Source organism: Flavivirga aquatica, assembly GCF_001747085.1.
GTDB lineage: Bacteria > Bacteroidota > Bacteroidia > Flavobacteriales > Flavobacteriaceae > Algibacter_C > Algibacter_C aquatica.
Genome location: NZ_MDJD01000034.1, coordinates 48,064 through 67,313, shown reverse-complemented (window position 1 = coordinate 67,313; position 19,250 = coordinate 48,064). Strand labels below are relative to the sequence as shown.

Here is a 19,250-nt window from a genome sequence, read left to right as displayed (position 1 = left end):
ACTACATTAAATGTCGTAATATAACCTTTTATTTATTATTCTTACAACTTACTATTTAACCAAAACTTTTTTCTTAAAGCTACTTTTAGGTGCTTCACAAAGTGAACACTCATAAGTTTCTAGTAGACTCTCAAAAGATGAATTAGGCGCTATATTTTGAGTAATATCACCATATTTTTCATTATAAACTGTTAAACAATCTGTACATTGATAAACTTCTTCTTCAATACTTTCTTTTTTAATTTCTGAAAGCCTTACTTCTTCCCTTTCAGTTCCTAGTTGTTCAAAATACAACTTACTTAATTCCATTAGTAAGCCTGGTAATTCTACTTTATCCACATCTTGCACATGCATGATATACTCACGTGTATTAGGATCAAAATCTTTAGCATATAACAAATTATATGTATCACGAATAACAAAATCACCTAAAAGCTCAGGTTGTTTATTTTTTTCAATTACTACTGATGTAAAGTAATAAGATTTACTTTCATAATTTGCAATTCCAAAAGTAAGACCATAAGTACTAATATCGTTTTGATCAAAGTTTGTTACTAAATATTTTTTTAGGTTTAATGCCTCTTTATCGTTAACTGGTAAATGCCAGTTTAACTCTAACATTGAATGACGAACATTTATACCAAAGCTTCCTAAAAACTTCTCCCATTGCAATTTAAAACTTATTGGAATCCCTTTTACTATAAAAGATTTCCATGGAGTAATTGATATTTTTCCTATTTTATTTTCGGCACATAAATCACACATCGCTTTTAAAAAGGATAAATCGTATCTATTATTTCTCCAATATAAACCCAACCAATATTTATCTCCAAAACGATTCATGCCTTCATAATATGGAAATGGATAAAATGGGACTTCAAGAGGCTTATCTACTGTTCGATTATTAGTATCTACAGCATCACTTACTAATTCGAAAACGGTCTCAATAGTTTCTGGCTCTTCTTGTAAAATATTTTCAATAGCCAATTCTATCTTATCCATATCCCAACTATATATGAGTGCAGGATACATTTGCGTTTTTTTCCATTCTGGAAGTCTAACATATAAATACCAATAATCTTCATGCTCTGAAGCAATAAAATTAATATTTCCTGTAAATAATGGTACTAAACGCTGCTTAGGATCTGTAATATTTAACCTTAATTTAAGTTTATGCTTAAATTGTTCTATAACATATAAATATCTATCACTTGTAAGCCATGAAGTACTAGGTAAAATATCTGCCGAAACATAAGAAGACACAATATTTTCTATACCGTCTCTTTTAGGCTTAATAAATTGAATTTTACTAAACTCATCAAACTTACTTTTATCTATTTTTTCAGGAAAAATAATATCTTGACGAGAACCAAAAGAAATAGCATCTAAACCTAAACCTTCTGCTGCTTCACAAATATATTTTAATTCACCAGGAGACAATACACCTCCATTTATTCTTAATCTATATGGTTCTTTCATTATGCTAATACTTTTGTATTATTAAGTATTTCTTTTACTTCTGTTTTACAACTTCCACAACCTAAGCCTGCTCCTGTTTTATTACAAAGCTCTGTGAAATCTGTACAGCCTTTTGCTATTGCATCTTCAATATTTCCTGTACCAACCTGACTACATGAACAGACTAATTTTCCTAAAACTGGTTCATCATTTGAAGCTCCTCTAAGTAAAGTTTCCCTTTTATCGGACATTTCAATTTTACTCTCAATCATAGTTTTAAACTCGGCAAATTCATTTTTATCGCCCATTAAAACCGCTCCAATGAGTAAATCATCTTTTACGATACACTTCTTGTAATAACGCTTAGAAATATCTGTAAAAACAACTTCTTCATAACTATCATCATTCTCCGGAACATTAATTTCTCCTATACTACATAAGTTAAGATCATTAAATTTTAAAATATTCATTAAAACTGATCCATTATAAGCACAGCTAATGTCTCCCGCAATAAAATTTGCTAAAATTCCAGCTTGTTCTTCTGCTGCAGATGTAATTCCAAATAATTGATTTTTAAATTCTGCTATTTCACCAATAGCAAAAATATCTGGATGAGATGATTGTAAATGTTGATTCACAATAACACCTCGACTACATTTAATACCGTTATCTTTAGCTACTTCTATGTTTGGTCTGGTACCTATTGCGTAAACTATTGCGTTGGCGGTAATAAACTTTCCACTTTTTAAATTGATTGTTAATTCTCCTGTATCTTCATCATCGAAAACAGTACTTACTTCATTATCAAAATAAATTTGAATCCCTCTTTCTTGCACATCTAAAGCCAATAGTTTACTTGATATTTTATCTAATTGGCGTTCCATTAACCTAGAAGCACGTTGAATTATAGTAATTTTTACATTTTTATGCTTCATAGCTGCAGCTAACTCTAGACCTAATAGACCACCACCAACTATAACAACATGTTGTTCTTCTGGCGGTAAGTTAGTCGCATCTAAATAAGCTTTAAACTTATCTGCATCACCTTTATCTCGCATAGTAAACCTACCTGGCAAATCAATTTGAACATCCTTTGGTATAAAGGCTCTACTACCTGTAGCTAAAATAAGCTTATCGAATGTATGCTTATCTCCATTACTATCTGTAATAAATTTAGCATCAGAATCTATCTTAGAAATAAGTGTTTCTGGATGAATATTAATGTTAAGCTTATCTAATTCTAACTTTTTAACTTTAAGAAGCTGTTCCCAACTTAACTCTTCTGTAATATATTCTGGTAATAAAACACGGTTATAAAAGAGATTTGATTCTTTTGAAAAAACATGAATTTCATCACTTTCATTATATTCTCTGTAATTTTGAATAAACCTAAATGATGCTGCTCCTGCTCCTGCTATAATAATTTTTTCAACTGATTTTTTATACTTAGACACAGAAACTGCTGTGTATTTATAATCAGGTTCTTTAGATAAAGGATCTACATGTGTATTGGTTAAATTGTTAGTACGATTTAAATTACTTTGTAATTGTTTCCCCCAGTGCATAGGTAAAAACACCACACCTTTTTTTATGTTCTCTGTTATTTTTGCTCTTACACGTACTATGCCGTTTTCTCCCTTAATTTCGGTAACATCACCATCTTTTATTTTATATAAGCTAGCATCTATAGGGTTAATTTCTAATACAGGTGTTGGGTAATGCGTTTTTAAACGCGATACTTTTCCTGTTTTAGTCATGGTGTGCCATTGATCTCTAACACGTCCTGTTGTTAATATTAAAGGATATGCCTCACTTGATAGAACAGATGTGTTTTCAATATGATCTGGCACATTAAAAATAGCCTTTTTAGATGGCGTGTAAAACTGTTTATCTTCAAATAATCTTGGAGTTCCCGAATGACGATATTCTGGAACTGGCCATTGAAATGTTCCTTCGTTTTTTAATCTTTCATAATTCAAAAAAGACACATCTATATTGGTTCCTTTTGTCATTGATGCATACTCATCATAAATCTCTCTTGCATTTGCATAACTGAAACCACGAAAACCCATACGCTCTGCAAAATCACAGAATATTTCAACATCTGGTCTTGCTTCTCCTGGAGCTTCAATTTCCTTTGGTAAATAAGAAACTCTACGCTCTGAATTCGTCATAGTACCCTCTTTTTCTAACCAACCTGCTGCTGGCAATACTAAATCTGCAAATGCAACGGTATCAGATTTATGAGAAATATCTTGAACAACTACAAACTTTGCATTTTCCATCGCTTTTTCAATACGATGCGCATTAGGCATACTCACTAATGGATTTGTACAAGCAACCCAAATGGCTTTTAATTTTCCACTTTCAAGTGCATCAAACATTTCGGTAGCCGTTAACCCTGGTTTAGGAGATATTTTATCTACCCCCCAAAACTGAGCGACTTCACGACGATGCTCTTCATTTTGTAAATCTTTATGAACTGCTAATAAATTTGCCATCCCTCCTACTTCACGACCTCCCATTGCATTAGGCTGTCCTGTTAAAGAAAATGGCCCAGCTCCTGGCTTCCCTACTTGCCCTGTAATTAGAGACAAATTTAAAAGTGCATAGTTTTTATTAACTCCTACAACACTTTGGTTTAACCCCATAGCCCACATACTTATAAAACCTTTTGAAAGCCCTATAACATCTGCTGCTTTTCTAATATCTTTTTCTGGTACTCCACAAAGTTTTGATGCTTTCTTTATAGAGGTATCAAAAACTTGTTCTTTATATGCAGAAAAACCTTCTGTATGATTTTTTATAAAATCTTCATCAATTAAACCACGCTCATAAAGGCATCGTCCAATCGCATTATAAAGAATTATATCTGTTCCAGGTAATAATTGAAGATGTATATCTGCAAAGTTTGCAGAATCCGTTTTACGAGGATCTACAACAATCACTTTTACATCTGGGTTTTCTTCTTTATGCTTTTCTAATCTTCTAAATAATATAGGATGACACCATGCTGGATTTGCTCCTGTAATAAGAAAACAATCTGCTAACTCAATATCTGCATAAGAAATAGGTACACTATCTTCTCCAAATGTTTTTTTATAACCAACCACTGCAGAACTCATACATAAACGTGAATTCGTATCAATATTATTGGTTCCTAAAAAGCCTTTAGTTAGCTTGTTTGCTATATAATATTCTTCTGTTAAACTTTGTCCAGACACGTAAAAACCAACACTATCTGGCCCATGCTTTTTTATAATAGATTTAAAAACACTTGCTGCTCTATCTAATGCATCATTCCAACTTACACGCTCTCTTGGGTGTGATCTACTCCATCTCATTTCTGGATAAAGAATTCTATCTGATGTATCATTTGCAACATAATGCAAATTCATACCTTTAGAACATAACATCCCTTTGTTTACTGGATGATCCTTATCTCCTTCGACAAATACTTTATTATTATTGTCCTTTTTAATAATAATACCGCATCCAACACCACAGTAGGAACAAGTTGTTTTTACTTCTTTTTTAATCATTTCCAACAGCGTTTTGTACCGAATTAAACTATTTTTTTAACACTAAACAAGTGTGTTTTTTATTATTCTGAATACTGTAAAAAACCAACCATATAATATGAAATTGATAATTACAGGATCTATTTAACTAACTTTTTACAGGCACAGGAATTAAATCTTCTAATGATTTTTTCAATTCTATATCTGCTATTTTTTCATCTTCACTAGAAAACTTAATTGCTAAAGCTATTACTCCTGTTAAAAGCACTACACAACCAATTAACAAATAACCTTGAGAAACAGCCGCCGATGATGCCACTGCTTGTGCATTTTTAATAACTTCTTCTCCTAAACCTTCACTAGCAACAATTGCTGATTTCTCTGCTACTGCCGATTTTGACTTTAACAAAATAGCAGCTATAAAGGCCCCTACATTGCCTCCAGCTCCGACTATCCCTGATACAGCCCCAATTGCTTTTTTATTTATAAATGGCACTACCGAAAACGTAGCACCTTCAGCCATTTGAACACTTAAACTAAATAGTATTAAAAAGATGAACCCTACTATAATACTTGTCATTAAAGAAAATGTAACTAACATAATTCCTTGTACTGTTAATATAAATGATAAAAACAAAACACGACCACGTAAGCCCTTTAATTTCCCAAATTTATCACCAAAAAAGCCTCCTAAAGTTCTAGCAAATATGTTCATTAATGCAAAAGATAATACAATATTACCAGCAGTAACTCGCTCTAATTGAAATGTATTTTGAAGATAATCGTCCATAGTACCATAAACCGTTAATTCAATTCCAAAACTAGCAGCATATACTAAAAATAAAATCCAAATTCTATAATCTTTAATTACTGTTAAAAATCCAATTTGATCTTTATTACCTTCTATAATTTCTCCAGAAGCTTTTAAATCCTTTAAATTACCTTTAGGCGTATCTTGTGTAAAAAAGAAATATACAATACCCATTAAAAAACAAATAATACCTGCTACCACCATCGAATATCTCCAAGCTTCTGCATCTGCTACTCCAAAAGCTATAACTGCTGCTGCTATTATAGGCATTCCTAAACGATTAGCTCCACCACCTAAATTACCCCAACCTGCAGATGTTGCATTTGCAGTACCAACTATATTAGGTGCAAACATTAAAGAGGTATGAACTTGTGTTATCACAAATGATGCTCCTATAAAACCTATAAATAATCTACATACTAAAAACTGTAATGGTGTTTGTACTAAACCACAAAGAATAACAGGAATCGCTCCTAACATTAATAACCATGTATAACATAATCTTGGTCCATATTTGTCACACAATTTACCTATAAGCAAACGCGCAAATACAGTTCCCGAAACCGCTAAAATAATTGAGTTCCACTTTTGATCTGGAGTTAAACCTAAATCTTTAACTACGTCTGGCATAAATGGAACAATACCAAACCATGCGAAAAAACACATAAAGAAAGATATAGATGTAATCCAAAACGTACGAGTGGATACATTTTTAAAATCTAATAAACTTAATTTTGTAGCTTTTGCTTGTGTTGAATTTTTCATAATACATACTTTTATATGCACAAAACTAAGTATAAATACTTAATTTAGAAGTATAAAAAATACGTAATACTTAATAAATATTAGATTGATAATTACATAATAGTGATTTTGAGGATATGATAAATTACAGGAAAAAAAATGCAAATTGATGTAAAAACAAAAATATTTTAATATACCTATATCTAAAATAAGCATCCTATTTTGTATAAAAATCATATTTTTAAAGCCTAAAATTGGAAATAACAACAAATATTAATGTCTAGAAGCTATCAAGTTTCAATTTACATTATAAGCCTTACTTTTTAATATACATCATCTTTTATTTACTATAATTACATACAGTTCTCTCTATAAATATAACTTTTAGTATATATAATATTTATAACCATACTTCTTTAATATCCTGTATTTAAAGACCCTTGGATAAAAAACAGCATATTAAATACTTTAAAAACGTTTAAATTTATTTGCAAAATACTATTCAAAAAAATTAATACTAGACCGAAAAACCCAAACAAGAATAAATAATCTCCTTCAATAAACATAATTCTTTAAAAATAAGCAAGTTAGGATCTTTCATTTAAAAACAAATAATAATACTACTGTTAAAATAATACTAAACTTACAAAAGTTAATATATTTGTTACTTTAAAATTTGTATAATAAAAAATTTAAACAATGAAAACAAAATTAAAAAAACAACTCCCTAAAGTTTTATTTTTTTGTGCATGCCTACTATGCTTTAGTAGTTATGCTCAAAAACCTAATGTAGTAATAATTTTAGCAGATGACTTAGGTTATTACGATATAGGTTTTAATCGTATGAACAGAAGTGGCGGTGGTGCTGTTGCTCCTGCAAGCCTAGGTGTTATTAAAACACCAAATATTGACAGAATTGCAGCTAACGGTGTTATTTGTACACAAGCTTACGCTATCCACCCGTTTTGTGGACCAAGTAGAGCCGGTTTATTAACAGGACGTTACCCCCACGAGATTGGTTCTCAATTTAATCTTCCTGTACGTAGTGTTAATTGTGATGGTGAACATACTGGTGTTTCTAATGCTAACAATGCTGAATTTTTTAGTGAAGCCTTAAAAAAAGCAAACTACAACACTTATATGTTAGGAAAATGGCATTTAGGTGAAGCTGAACGTTTCAGTCCTCAAGGCCGTGGATTTGATGAATATTATGGATTCCGTGGAGGTGGACACCAATATTTTCCAGCTGGACTTGACTACGATAATAGTGGTAGCTTAAGAGATAACCCAGAAGATATTACTAGCTCTAACGCTATATATAGAAATGCTATAAAAAACAAAAGAGAAGGTTCTGTTAATGAATACCTAACATACGTAGAAAAAAACGGAGTTGGTCTACCTAATGAAAGTCGTTATATCACAGATGCTATCTCTGATGAAGCTATCGAATTTATTCGTAAAGGAAAAAGAAGCAACAACCCATTCTTAGCCTATGTAGCTTATAACGCGCCACATACACCATTACAAGCTTCTGTAGCTCAAAAAAACTCATTTTTAAGCAGACACCCTGGCTTTAGAAATGCTTTGCGCAACAGTTCAGATATTTTAAAAGCAAAAAGCGTAAGAGATGCAAGCCCTGCTAATAGAAATACTGAAATCAACAAATTAATAGAAAACCGTATTACTTACGCTACCATGGTAGATGTTATGGATCAAGGTGTTGGTAGGATTTTAGATGAAATTAACAGCAACAGAGATGGTGGAAGTGCTAAAAACAACACGATCGTTATTTTTTTAAGTGACAATGGTGGGAAAAGATTTAGTGCTGGTGGTGTAAACTATCCATTAGACGAAGGAAAGGGAAGTTTAAATGAAGGTGGATTCCGTGTACCTTTTGCTATTAGCTGGCCAAGAGGAAATATTAGAGGAGGAAGAAAATATAACTTCCCTATTTCTGCTTTAGACATCTATCCAACTTTATTAGCTGCAGCTGGAAGACCTATACCCGCAAGATTAGATGGAGAAAATGCATTACCTGGTTTACGTCAAAACAAATTAATAGCTAGAGATCAACCATTATACGTTTTACGTCACTTTAATGGATTTAGTAACCTATCTATTTACGATAACACTCCAGGAAATCACAACAAAAAGTTAGTTCGTAAAAGTAGAGCTGATTGGCAATATTATGATTTATCTACAGATATTAGTGAATCAACAAACTTAAGAAGTTCTCGTAGAACTGAAGCTACACAATTAATCAACAGATTAGTTCCTCAAGTTCAAGAATTAGCAAAACAACATAAACAACCGCAATTTTTTGATAACTGTAGAGGTATACAAGACAAATGGGATAACCAAAACATGCCTAGATACCAAGATGCATCACGTACTAATGCACAAGGTAATGCTATAAAAGACAATACTTTTTCTTTAGGAAAAATTTCTACTGCTAAAAACGATACTAAATTTTCTGCTACAGATGAGCTTTTAGCTAACGGTAACAAATTAACAATTTCTCCTGTTCCTGCATATAACTTCATTAATTTCAATTTCACTAAGGAAGTTGCTGAATTAGACATTGAAATTATGGCATTAGATGGTAAAGTTGTTAAACAAGCTGTTTTCTCTGATGTTAAAGCATCTAAAATTGATCTTTCAGGTCTTTCTAATGGTCTTTATATTATTAAGACTAGTGTAGATGGAAACCCTCAAAAACCAAGAAAAATAGTTAAAAAATAATTTTTTTAACTATAAAAAGGTTACCTTCAAAGTAGGTAAAAGTGGTTGGAAGAAATTCCAACCACTTTTTTTGTATATCTTTTAAAATAATATAAAGATCAACTCCAGTATTAATTATAATTATACAATTATAAGGTTTCCTCTTTTTAATCTTTTTTTGCTGTTTTTACTGAAAAATGTCTTCTACTCATGATTTTCTTCATAATTTTAAAGGCATAACACAATATCATTATAAAAGGAAAATATTGAAAAAAAACTATTTAACAGCCAATTGAAAAGAACTAAATGAAACTATTAAAAAACCTCATCTGGCATGAAAAACAAATGAACAATCTTAACTACTTAAAATATTGAAAGCAAAAATGACCTAAAAAAGATTTGTAACAAACTTATCAAACCAATTGATATTCCCTAGCTTTATTAGAAAGTTCCATCAAGTTTTTAACATCAAGTTTTTTCATCAAATTAAAACGATGTACTTCAGCGGTACGCTTACTAATTTTAAGTTCCTCGGCAATATCTTTATTATTCTTAAGTTCAAGTACTAAACTAAGTATTTGCTTTTCACGCTTAGTTAATTTAAATGGTGTTTCAATAGGCTCTTTTTGTGAATAAACAACTTTAGATGAGCTATTTACAAAATTACTCATGATAATAGCAGAAACATCTCCAGTATAATATTTACCTCCAGAAGCTACTTTATTTAAAGCTTTAAGAAATTCTTCTTTACTAGCTCCTTTTAGCAAATACCCATGTGCTCCTGCCTCAATAGCCTGTACAACATACTCTTCAGAATCATGCATTGAAAGCACCAAAGTTTTAACATCTAGCCTAAGTCTATTTACCTCCCTAACCACCTCTATACCATTTAACTCTGGCATACGTATATCTACAATTAACACATCAGGCTTACTAACCTGTATAACTTCTAAAGCTTCTTTTCCATTAGATGCTTCGTCAATTACCACAATACCAGATTGATCTTCTAAAAGTGCTTTTATACCATCTCTTACTAATACGTGATCATCTGCCAAAACAACATTGATAATATCCATTCCTTAAAGTTTAAAAATATTACACAAATATAAAATTGAAGTAGCTTGACATTATCACTTCAATTTCAAAAAAATACGTAAATTGAGTTACACTCAAAAATAATAAATTTACGTAATATTACTTACTTATTTTGTGATTTAAGAGCTGTAACTTGAATTTCAATTTTCATTTTTTCATCAGCTAACCCAGCAATAATCATAGTTGCAGCAGGTTTAGCCTCTCCAAAATACTTTCTAAGTATAGGAAAACATTTTTCGAAATCACTCCCATTAGGTAAAATATAAGTAACTCTTACCACATCCGACAACTCTGCTTCTGCTCTTTCAAGCGTATTTTTAATATTTATTAAGCATTGTTCTGTTTGAGTTACAACATCATCACTAATAGACATATCGTCATAATTATATCCTGTAGTTCCTGATACAAATACCCAATTATCCTGAACAACAGCTCTTGAATACGCCATTTTAGTTTCAAAATCTGAACCAGTACTTATTAATTTTTTACCCATAATCTAATTTATAAATTTTTAGTTTTTACTATTAATGGCAAAATTAACATTTTACTTCCTTATTTTAATTACTTAGTCTTTCTTTAAATTAATGAAACACAAAAAAATCAAAACTTCTTATTTTAAAGGAATATTTAAAGTAACACGAGTCCCTTTGCCTAATTCAGAATTAAGGAAAAGACGTCCATTTATATATTTTATACGCTCTCTCATAAAGGTTAATCCCATACCTCCATCACCACTTTTAACATGCTTTACTTTACTAGGGTCGAAACCTTTACCATTATCATCAATTACAATACTTAGTATATTTTCGCTATGAGACAAAGACACTAAAATATGTGTAGAATCGGCATATTTAATAGAGTTATTAATAGCCTCTTGAGTAATTCTATAAATATTTATTTCTGCAAGCGACTCTAAACGTTGATTAAAATCTGTTTTATTTAAAAAGACAATATTCTTACCTGTAAGCTTACCTAACTCCTTAGATAGCTTAGAAATGGCAGGAACTATACCATGATCTGATAATTCTGGAGGTGTTAAATTAAACGTTGCAGTTCTCACCCCTTTAATAATATTAGTAGTGAGTTCCTTTAAATGCTCAATTTTCGATGTTGTTTTTTCTATATCAGATATATCTATACTTTCTAAATTGTACTTAAGTCCAGTTAGCATTTGTCCTATTCCATCATGTACATCTTTAGCTATTCGGTTTTGTTCCTTTTCTTGATTTTCTATAATCTTACTAGAAATGATTTTTTGCTGACTCATTTCTTCTTCAAAACTCTTTTTAGTAAGTCGCTCTATTTCTAACTGTGCAGCTTTTCTTGATGTTATTTCCGAAGCAATGATTAAAATCTCAGATTTATCTTTAGTTAAATTAAATGGAATAATAGCCATTTCTAACCAGATACTATCCCCACCCTTTACTGTTGCTTTAACTTCTCCTTGCCAACCTGTTTTTTTATGCTTAGAAATTAACTCATCAATAACATTTTGTTCATTTTCATGAATAGATAAAACTTGCGACAGATTCTTAGTAGCAGTAAAATTAGTAGATTTAAAAAGTCGCGAAAATTTATTTCCTATGTGAGCAATTGTTCCATTTGGCAAAATACGAGCAAATAAAAGTGTTTCATCCATAGCATGACTAAGTGCTCGTAATTCTTTAATAGAAACCTCTTTAGCAATACTTAACTGATCTGCATCAAAAGCCATTTTTTTAGCTTCCTTTTCTGCTAGTAATAATTTCTCTATACTATTCCTTACTATTTTTGCTGTTGGCAAAAAAATAAACAAAAATTCAGCTAATAGAATCAATAAAGTTAAAACCATTAACCATTCTTCTAATCGTCGTAACCAACTTACTCTTTCATCTGCTTCCAGATTATATTGATTTACAATTTGATCCATTATCATTAAAAAATCACCTTCATGTTTTTTAACGTTGTCTAAATCATCAATAAACAAATCAAGAGTTAAGTCTGGTTTAGTTTCTAACTTTTTAATAATTGCTTTAGAAGCTAGATGAATTGAATTAAAAGAAATATTCAATTCCTTAAACTTACCAATAACAACCTCACTATTGTTACTTGGTAAACCAAGACTATCATTTCCTTTTTGAAGTGCATAATGAGACAGCTCCCAAAGTTGTAATGTATTCTTAATTTTATCTTTAAGAAGAATTCTATTTTCTAAACTTGACTCCCTTGAAAGTGATACAATTTCTTTTGTTAATTTCTGGCTTAGCATACGCTGTCTACCAGCTATATTAATAACCGTAGAATCGCTTTCTTGAATATTAAGGTGATTTTTAATAAGAACTTGACTCATTATTACCGAAAAAGCAATAGTACTCAAGGCCAGAACATATAAACGGCATAATCTATTAAACGTTATTTTGTCTAATGATTTACCGTTTTTTGTCATATGTTATTATTTAAGAAATAGCTTGTTTTACTAAAGATAAACTTTTATCCGAAAAATTAAGTTTTAAAGCCTCTTCATGGCCTTCATCAGACATTTTAATCCAGGTTTTTTTTAGTATATCTATTACTTTCTCATCATTATGCTTAGCTGCAAATTCTTCAAAGTAATAATCTAAAAACACCAAACATATGGTATCTTCTAATGCTTGAGATTCTTTATTCTTCTTAATTAATTTTTTATTAATAAGTAAAGAAATTCTATCAATATATTCAGCATCATAACCTACCTGAGTAAGAATTTCTGAAGTTAATTCTGCATGCATTTTTTTAAGAGTTTCTCTCCATTTCAAATACCCTACACGATCCATAGGATACTCATCTCTAGCTATCTTCCATCTACAAATATGTTGTGCTCTTGCAGCTATTTGTAATGCTTTTGATGCATTAGGTTTAAACTGTAATAATTTCCTAGACATACGTTGCGAATACAACAATTCTTTAGGGTACTCTAACCCATAAATATGGTATGCGTTTATATCTTCCGAGTTTTTTTTATCTATTAATGCAATAGCTGTTTCAAATCGAGTTGGCTCCATGAATTTTCAAAAATATTAATCTGAAAAGCCAATATACACATTTCCTGCTTCAATTTTAACAGGATAGGTTGCAATTTTTAAATCTTCTCCAGCAAGATTAGAACCATCTTCTAAAGAAAAATTCTTTTTATGCATCGGGCAAGCCACTTTAGGCACACCATCCTTATCACCTATCATCCCTAAAGACAGCACCATTTCCATTTTATGCGGACATAAATTCTGGCTCGCATACCACTTCCCTGTTCTAGTAAAATTATAAACCGCTATTTGCTTGGTTTTATGTTTAATACAGGCACCACTATTTTCTGGAAAATCAGATACTTTACCAACCTCAAACCATTCTTTTACATTACCCTCTGTTACTGTTTCGTATTGTTTAAGTATATCTTCTTGCATAATTACAATGTGTTATTTTTAATCTAATTATTTTCTTAGGGCGTTACCTAAAAGGTCGGGTTTTTCGCTACAATCTTTTTAAAAACCCTTTTTTCTTGTTTATGACGAGAAGGAAAACGATCTGATATCCTTTTTTATCGATTAACAAATGCCACGTCAAAGAAAAATTACCTCGCAATGACGTTTCAATACTTTAAAAAGGATTTTCACTGCAATCCTTAACGCAACTCGCCTTTAGTGAATTTATTTTCTTGTTATATCTTTTTTTTAATAACACTCAATATCTAACTCCAAGCTTTTGGCATTTTTTGATCACGCATAGGTACAAATACTAAATTATCATCAGTATCATCCGAATTCACAAAGTGCTTAAAACGTTTCATCATTTCTGGATTCTCAATAGCCTGTTTCCACTCACACTCATATCTATTTACAAGTCCTTGCATTTCTTGTTCTAACTCTTCAGCAATACCTAAAGAATCTTCAATAACCACTTGCTTTAAATATTCTATCCCTCCTTCTAATTTATCTAACCAAGGCGCTGTTCTTACTAAAGGACCTGCAGTGCGTATATAGTACATCAAGAATCTATCTAAATATTTTACAACAGTTTCATCATCTAATTTTTCTGCCAATAATACAGCATGTTTAGGAGTTGCTCCACCATTTCCACATACATATAAGTTCCATCCGCCATCGACTGCAATTAATCCAAAATCTTTTCCTCTAGCTTCTGCACATTCTCTAATACATCCTGATACACCGCCTTTTAATTTATGAGGCGAACGTAATCCTCTATATCTATTTTCAATATCAATAGCAAAGGTTACACTTTCATGCATACCATATCTACACCATGTAGAACCTACACAACTTTTTACAGTACGTAATGACTTTCCATAAGCATGACCACTTTCGAAACCAGCATCAATTAATTCTTTCCAAATAAGTGGTAACTGATGCAACTGTGCTCCAAATAAATCGATTCGTTGTCCACCAGTAACTTTAGTGTATAAATCGTATTTTTTAGCAACCTCACCAATAACAATTAATTTGTCTGGAGTAATCTCTCCTCCAGCAATTCTTGGCACTACAGAGTAAGTGCCATTACGTTGAATATTTGCTAAAAATCTATCGTTTGTATCTTGAATAACGGGTTGACGGTTTGGAGTTTCCATAGTAATTGTAGCAAAAATAGATGCTACTAATGGCTTACAAATCTCACAACCATGACCATCTCCAAATAAATTAAGCGTTTCTTCGTAATCGGCTACTTTATTGATTTTTATTAAATCGTAAAGCTCCTGTCTACTAAAACTAAAATGTTCACAAATGGTTTCTTTAACTTCTTTACCTAAAGATTTTAATGTCTCATTTACTAAATCTACAACCATAGGTTTACAACCACCACAACCTGTTGTTGCTTTTGTTTTTTCTATAACATCACCTAAATTATTACAATCGTCTTCTGTAATAGAACAGCAAATATCACCTTTAGAAATACTTTCGCAAGAACATACTTGTGCAGTATCTGGTAAATCAAGAACACTACCAAATGACGATCCGCCTTCACTAGCTGGTAAAATTAATTGCGAAGGATCTTCAGGAATAGCCATTCCATTTAAATATACTTGATGTAACATATTATAATCGGAAGCATCTCCAACTAAAATACCTCCAAGCAATGATTTACCATCAAGACTTACGTTTATTCTTTTATATAAATACTGTGTTTTATTTTCAAAAATAATAGAATGTCCTTTTGACGCTGGCATAAAAGGTTCACCAAAACTAGCTACGTCTACTCCAATTAATTTTAATTTGGTAGACATATCTATTTCATCAGGCATTAATGCTTCTACCTCACCTAAAATTTGATCTACAGCCACACCAGCCATATCATAACCAGGTGCTACTAAACCATAAATCATTTGGTTGTATAGTGCAATCTCTCCAATAGCATAAATATTTTCATCAGATGTTTGCATTTTATTATCAACAACAATTCCTCCACGAACGCCCATTTCAAGACCACAAGTTTTTCCTAGCTCATCTCTTGGACGAATACCTGCCGAAATAATTAGCATATCGACATCTAATACATCATCCTCTCCAAACTCCATTCCAGTAATGGCCTTATCTCCCAAAATCTGGTTAGTCGCTTTACTTAAATGAATATTTAATCCTATAGATTCTAATTTTAATTGTAATACTTGACTACTTCTTAAATCTAATTGCCTAGGCATTAGTTTAGATGCAAACTCAACAATATGCGGTTCTAATCCCATATCCATTGCAGCTTTACCCGCTTCTAAACCTAATAAACCTCCACCAAGAACTGCTGCTTTTGCATTTGGTTTTTCTTTTTTAAGTTTATCGGCATAAGCAAGCATACCTTCTAAATCTTCAATTGTTCTATATACAAATACGCCTTCTTTTTCTACACCTTTAATTGGCGGTACAAAAGCCGAAGAACCTGTAGCTAATACTAAATAATCATAAGAGAACTCACGATCTTTAACTGTAGTAATTTTTTTTGTAGATCTGTGAATATCTGTAACACGTTCATCTACTATTAATTCAATACCATTATCTGCATACCATTCTGCTGGAGCCATTTCAAGAGCTTTAGCATCTTGATTTTCAAAAAACTCACTTAAATGAACACGATCATAAGCAGGTCTTGGCTCTTCACCAAAAACAGTAATTTTAAAGTCCTTACTTGCTGATTTTGCTACAAACTTTTCACAAAATTTATAACCAACCATTCCATTACCAACAACAATAATATTTTTCATAAATTACGTATTTGAATACAAAACTAAGTATTTATACGTATTTTAAAGTCTTTTTTTAAAGAATTTTACGTAGAATAACGATTATTATCAATTTCTCAAATTGATATAAGTATAATTAACTATAAAGTAAAAAATAGCTTTTAGATAGGCGAAAAAGTCAATTTATAATTAATCTACTTTATTATTAACTTGCCTCTATCGTTATTATTACACTCTTGGAAGCTGGTGTTTTAGCTGTATGCGCAAAACTATCTAAAGACACAAGTACATTTGTCTCGGGAAAATAAGTTGCACAACAATTTTTAGGGATATCATACCCTACAACCTTAAATTTATTAGCCTTTCTAATAACTCCATTAAATTCCGATTTCAAATTCACTACTTGATGTTCATTCAACCCTCTCCTTTTCATGTCTTCTCGATTCATTAAAACAACACGACGTTCATTAAAAATACCACGATACCTATCATTTAACCCATAAATAGTGGTATTAAATTGATCATGACTACGTATAGTCATCATTATTAATTCATCTTTTTTAAGCTTCCAATCTGGAAGCTTATTAATTGAAAAATTTGCTTTTCCTGTTTTCGTTTTAAAGTCTCTAACACGTGCTCCATTAGGCAAATAAAACCCAGAAGGCTGTTTTAAACGTTTATTATAATCATCAAACCCAGAAACTACTTCTTGAATATCTTCTCGCACTAAATTATAATCATCTTTATACGCAAGCCAATTAATTTTAGTTCTATCTTTTAATGTTTCATGCGCTATACCACAAACAACTGCCACTTCACTCAACAAAGCACTTGAACATGGTTCTAGAATCCCTTTTGTAGACGATACAATACCCATCGAATTTTCCACACTCTGCACTTGCTCTCCTGTTTTTTGGTAGTCTTTCTCCGTACGTCCTAAACAAGGTAAAATCAATGCTTCTTTTCCTGTAACTAAATGAGAGCGATTCAATTTTGTACTAACATGCACTGTCAAATTACAATTAGCTAATGCTTGAGCGGCATATGCTGTATCTGGAACTGCAGAAATAAAATTACCTCCCAATCCAAAAAATACTTTCGCTTTCTTTTCATACATGGCTTTAATCGCATCTATAACCGAATAGCCATGTTTAGCAGTTGGTTTAAATCCATATTTATTTTCAATTTTATCTAAAAATGTTTGAGGAGCTGCTTCCCATATGCCAACTGTTCTATCTCCCTGAACATTAGAATGTCCTCGCACTGGACAAGTTCCTGCCCCTTCCTTTCCAATACTTCCTTTTAATAATAGTAGATTTACTAATTCTCTAATATTATCTACTGCATTTTGATGCTGAGTTAGCCCCATTGCCCAACAAATAATGATTTTATCATTATTTAAAATTAAATTAAAAACATCATCAAAAATATCTTGAGAAACACCAGAAGCTTCAAGGCATGCTTGAAAATTATAGGTTTTCAAATCATTTATAAAAGACTCATAACCATCTGTATGAGCTTCAATAAAAGTTTGATCAAATACTCCTCCTTTTTGTTTTTCCTTTTCTAAAAGTTTTAAAAGAATTGCCTTTACAAAAGCCACATCACCATTAATTGTAATAGGTACAAATACATCGGCTAATTTAGTACCTCCCGTTAATAGTTTAATTGGGTTTTGAGGATTCGTGAATTTTATAAGTCCTGCTTCAGGAAGTGGATTTATTGCTACTATTTTACCTCCATTCTTTTTAGTTTTTTCAAGAGCTGTAAGCATCCTTGGATGGTTTGTTGCTGGGTTTTGCCCAATAACCATTACCAATTCTGCTTTATATAAATCATCTAAAGTAACCGAACCTTTTCCTATACCTAGAGTTTCTGTTAATGCTTTTCCACTAGCTTCATGGCACATATTAGAACAATCTGGCAAATTTGATGTCCCATATTCTCTAACAAAAAGTTGATACAAAAAAGCCGCCTCATTAGTTGTTCTCCCTGATGTATAAAATACAGCTTCATCTGGATCGCTAAGTGTATTTAAATACTTTCCTACTTTTTTAAAAGCGGCTTCCCAAGAAATAGGTATATAATGTGTTCCACTTTCTGCAAGTAACATAGGTTCTGCTAATCGTCCTGATTTACCTATTTCAAAATCTGATAAATTCGACAGCTCGTCTATAGAATGCTTTGCAAAAAATTCCCGATTGATTGTTTTATTCTGTGCTTCTTCTGCAATGGCTTTCATACCATTTTCACAATATTCACCTAAAACAGAACGCTCATCATCTGGATCTGGCCATGCACAACCAGGACAATCAAAACCACCTTTTTGATTTATTTTTAGAGATAGCTTCAATGCATCAGCAGGTTTCATATACTTAGCAGCATGACCTATTGCTGCCTTTACAGCTCCTAAACCAACACTGTTTTTTGGTGGATTTTTTACAATTAAATCACTAAACGCTTCTGGTGGTATTGCTTTTTTCTCTGATAATTTACCCATCCTAATTCTTAAAATTAATTCTAATTTAAGTAAATATACTTTTTTAAATTAATTATTTCTAATATAATAATTAAAAGCTTTTCAATAAGCTATCTAACAAAATCAAAACCAATAAAACATATTAAGTAAACTCTCCAAACTCACACAATCTTTAAACACTTAATAGCGAGTCATCCAAAAAGGATACACCTTTAAAAATCATCAAAC

At 31.4% G+C, this 19,250-nt stretch carries 11 protein-coding genes; 1 reads left to right on the top strand and 10 read right to left on the bottom strand.

Annotated elements, in window-relative coordinates:
- Positions 1-51: 51 nt before the first annotated feature.
- The 3 genes from A8C32_RS06600 to A8C32_RS06590 all read right to left on the bottom strand — a co-directional run bounded on the left by A8C32_RS06600 (position 52) and on the right by A8C32_RS06590 (position 6,555).
- Positions 52-1,479: a rubredoxin gene (locus tag A8C32_RS06600; RefSeq protein WP_069829657.1), complete on the bottom strand. Its 1,428-nt coding sequence runs from the start codon at positions 1,477-1,479 to the stop codon at positions 52-54.
- Positions 1,479-5,000 carry a nitrate reductase gene (locus A8C32_RS06595; protein ID WP_069829656.1) on the bottom strand — a complete coding sequence of 1,174 codons (3,522 nt, stop codon included), beginning with the start codon at positions 4,998-5,000 and terminating at the stop codon, positions 1,479-1,481. Before A8C32_RS06595 ends, A8C32_RS06600 begins: the two co-directional genes overlap by 1 nt.
- A 127-nt stretch (positions 5,001-5,127) precedes the next feature.
- Positions 5,128-6,555: an MFS transporter gene (locus A8C32_RS06590; protein ID WP_069829655.1), complete on the bottom strand. Its 1,428-nt coding sequence runs from the start codon at positions 6,553-6,555 to the stop codon at positions 5,128-5,130.
- Positions 6,556-7,233: 678 nt separating this feature from the next.
- Here A8C32_RS06590 and A8C32_RS06585 point away from each other — a divergent pair.
- The gene (locus A8C32_RS06585) at positions 7,234-9,276 is read left to right on the top strand and encodes a sulfatase-like hydrolase/transferase (RefSeq protein ID WP_069829654.1); all 2,043 of its coding nucleotides are present in this window, start codon (positions 7,234-7,236) and stop codon (positions 9,274-9,276) included.
- Positions 9,277-9,668: 392 nt separating this feature from the next.
- Here A8C32_RS06585 and A8C32_RS06580 read toward each other — a convergent pair whose 3' ends face one another.
- From A8C32_RS06580 to A8C32_RS06550, 7 genes are all read right to left on the bottom strand, one after another.
- Entirely contained in the window at positions 9,669-10,331 is a 663-nt protein-coding gene (locus A8C32_RS06580) for a response regulator transcription factor (protein WP_069829653.1), read from the bottom strand.
- 122 nt (positions 10,332-10,453) lie between these two features.
- On the bottom strand, positions 10,454-10,843 hold the full coding sequence (locus A8C32_RS06575; RefSeq protein ID WP_069829652.1) for a RidA family protein: 390 nt from the start codon (positions 10,841-10,843) through the stop codon (positions 10,454-10,456).
- A gap of 117 nt (positions 10,844-10,960) precedes the next feature.
- Positions 10,961-12,775 (bottom strand): ATP-binding protein, encoded by a 1,815-nt coding sequence (locus A8C32_RS06570; protein WP_069829651.1) that lies wholly within the window; start codon positions 12,773-12,775, stop codon positions 10,961-10,963.
- Between the two features lie 10 nt (positions 12,776-12,785).
- Positions 12,786-13,370: a DUF4202 domain-containing protein gene (locus tag A8C32_RS06565; protein WP_069829650.1), complete on the bottom strand. Its 585-nt coding sequence runs from the start codon at positions 13,368-13,370 to the stop codon at positions 12,786-12,788.
- 15 nt (positions 13,371-13,385) lie between these two features.
- Complete coding sequence (gene nirD, locus A8C32_RS06560; protein ID WP_069829649.1) at positions 13,386-13,766, bottom strand: nitrite reductase small subunit NirD; 381 nt, start codon at positions 13,764-13,766, stop codon at positions 13,386-13,388.
- Positions 13,767-14,050: 284 nt separating this feature from the next.
- Complete coding sequence (gene nirB, locus A8C32_RS06555) at positions 14,051-16,564, bottom strand: nitrite reductase large subunit NirB (protein ID WP_069829648.1); 2,514 nt, start codon at positions 16,562-16,564, stop codon at positions 14,051-14,053.
- Between the two features lie 184 nt (positions 16,565-16,748).
- Positions 16,749-19,043 carry an FdhF/YdeP family oxidoreductase gene (locus A8C32_RS06550; protein ID WP_069829647.1) on the bottom strand — a complete coding sequence of 765 codons (2,295 nt, stop codon included), beginning with the start codon at positions 19,041-19,043 and terminating at the stop codon, positions 16,749-16,751.
- Positions 19,044-19,250: the final 207 nt, after the last annotated feature.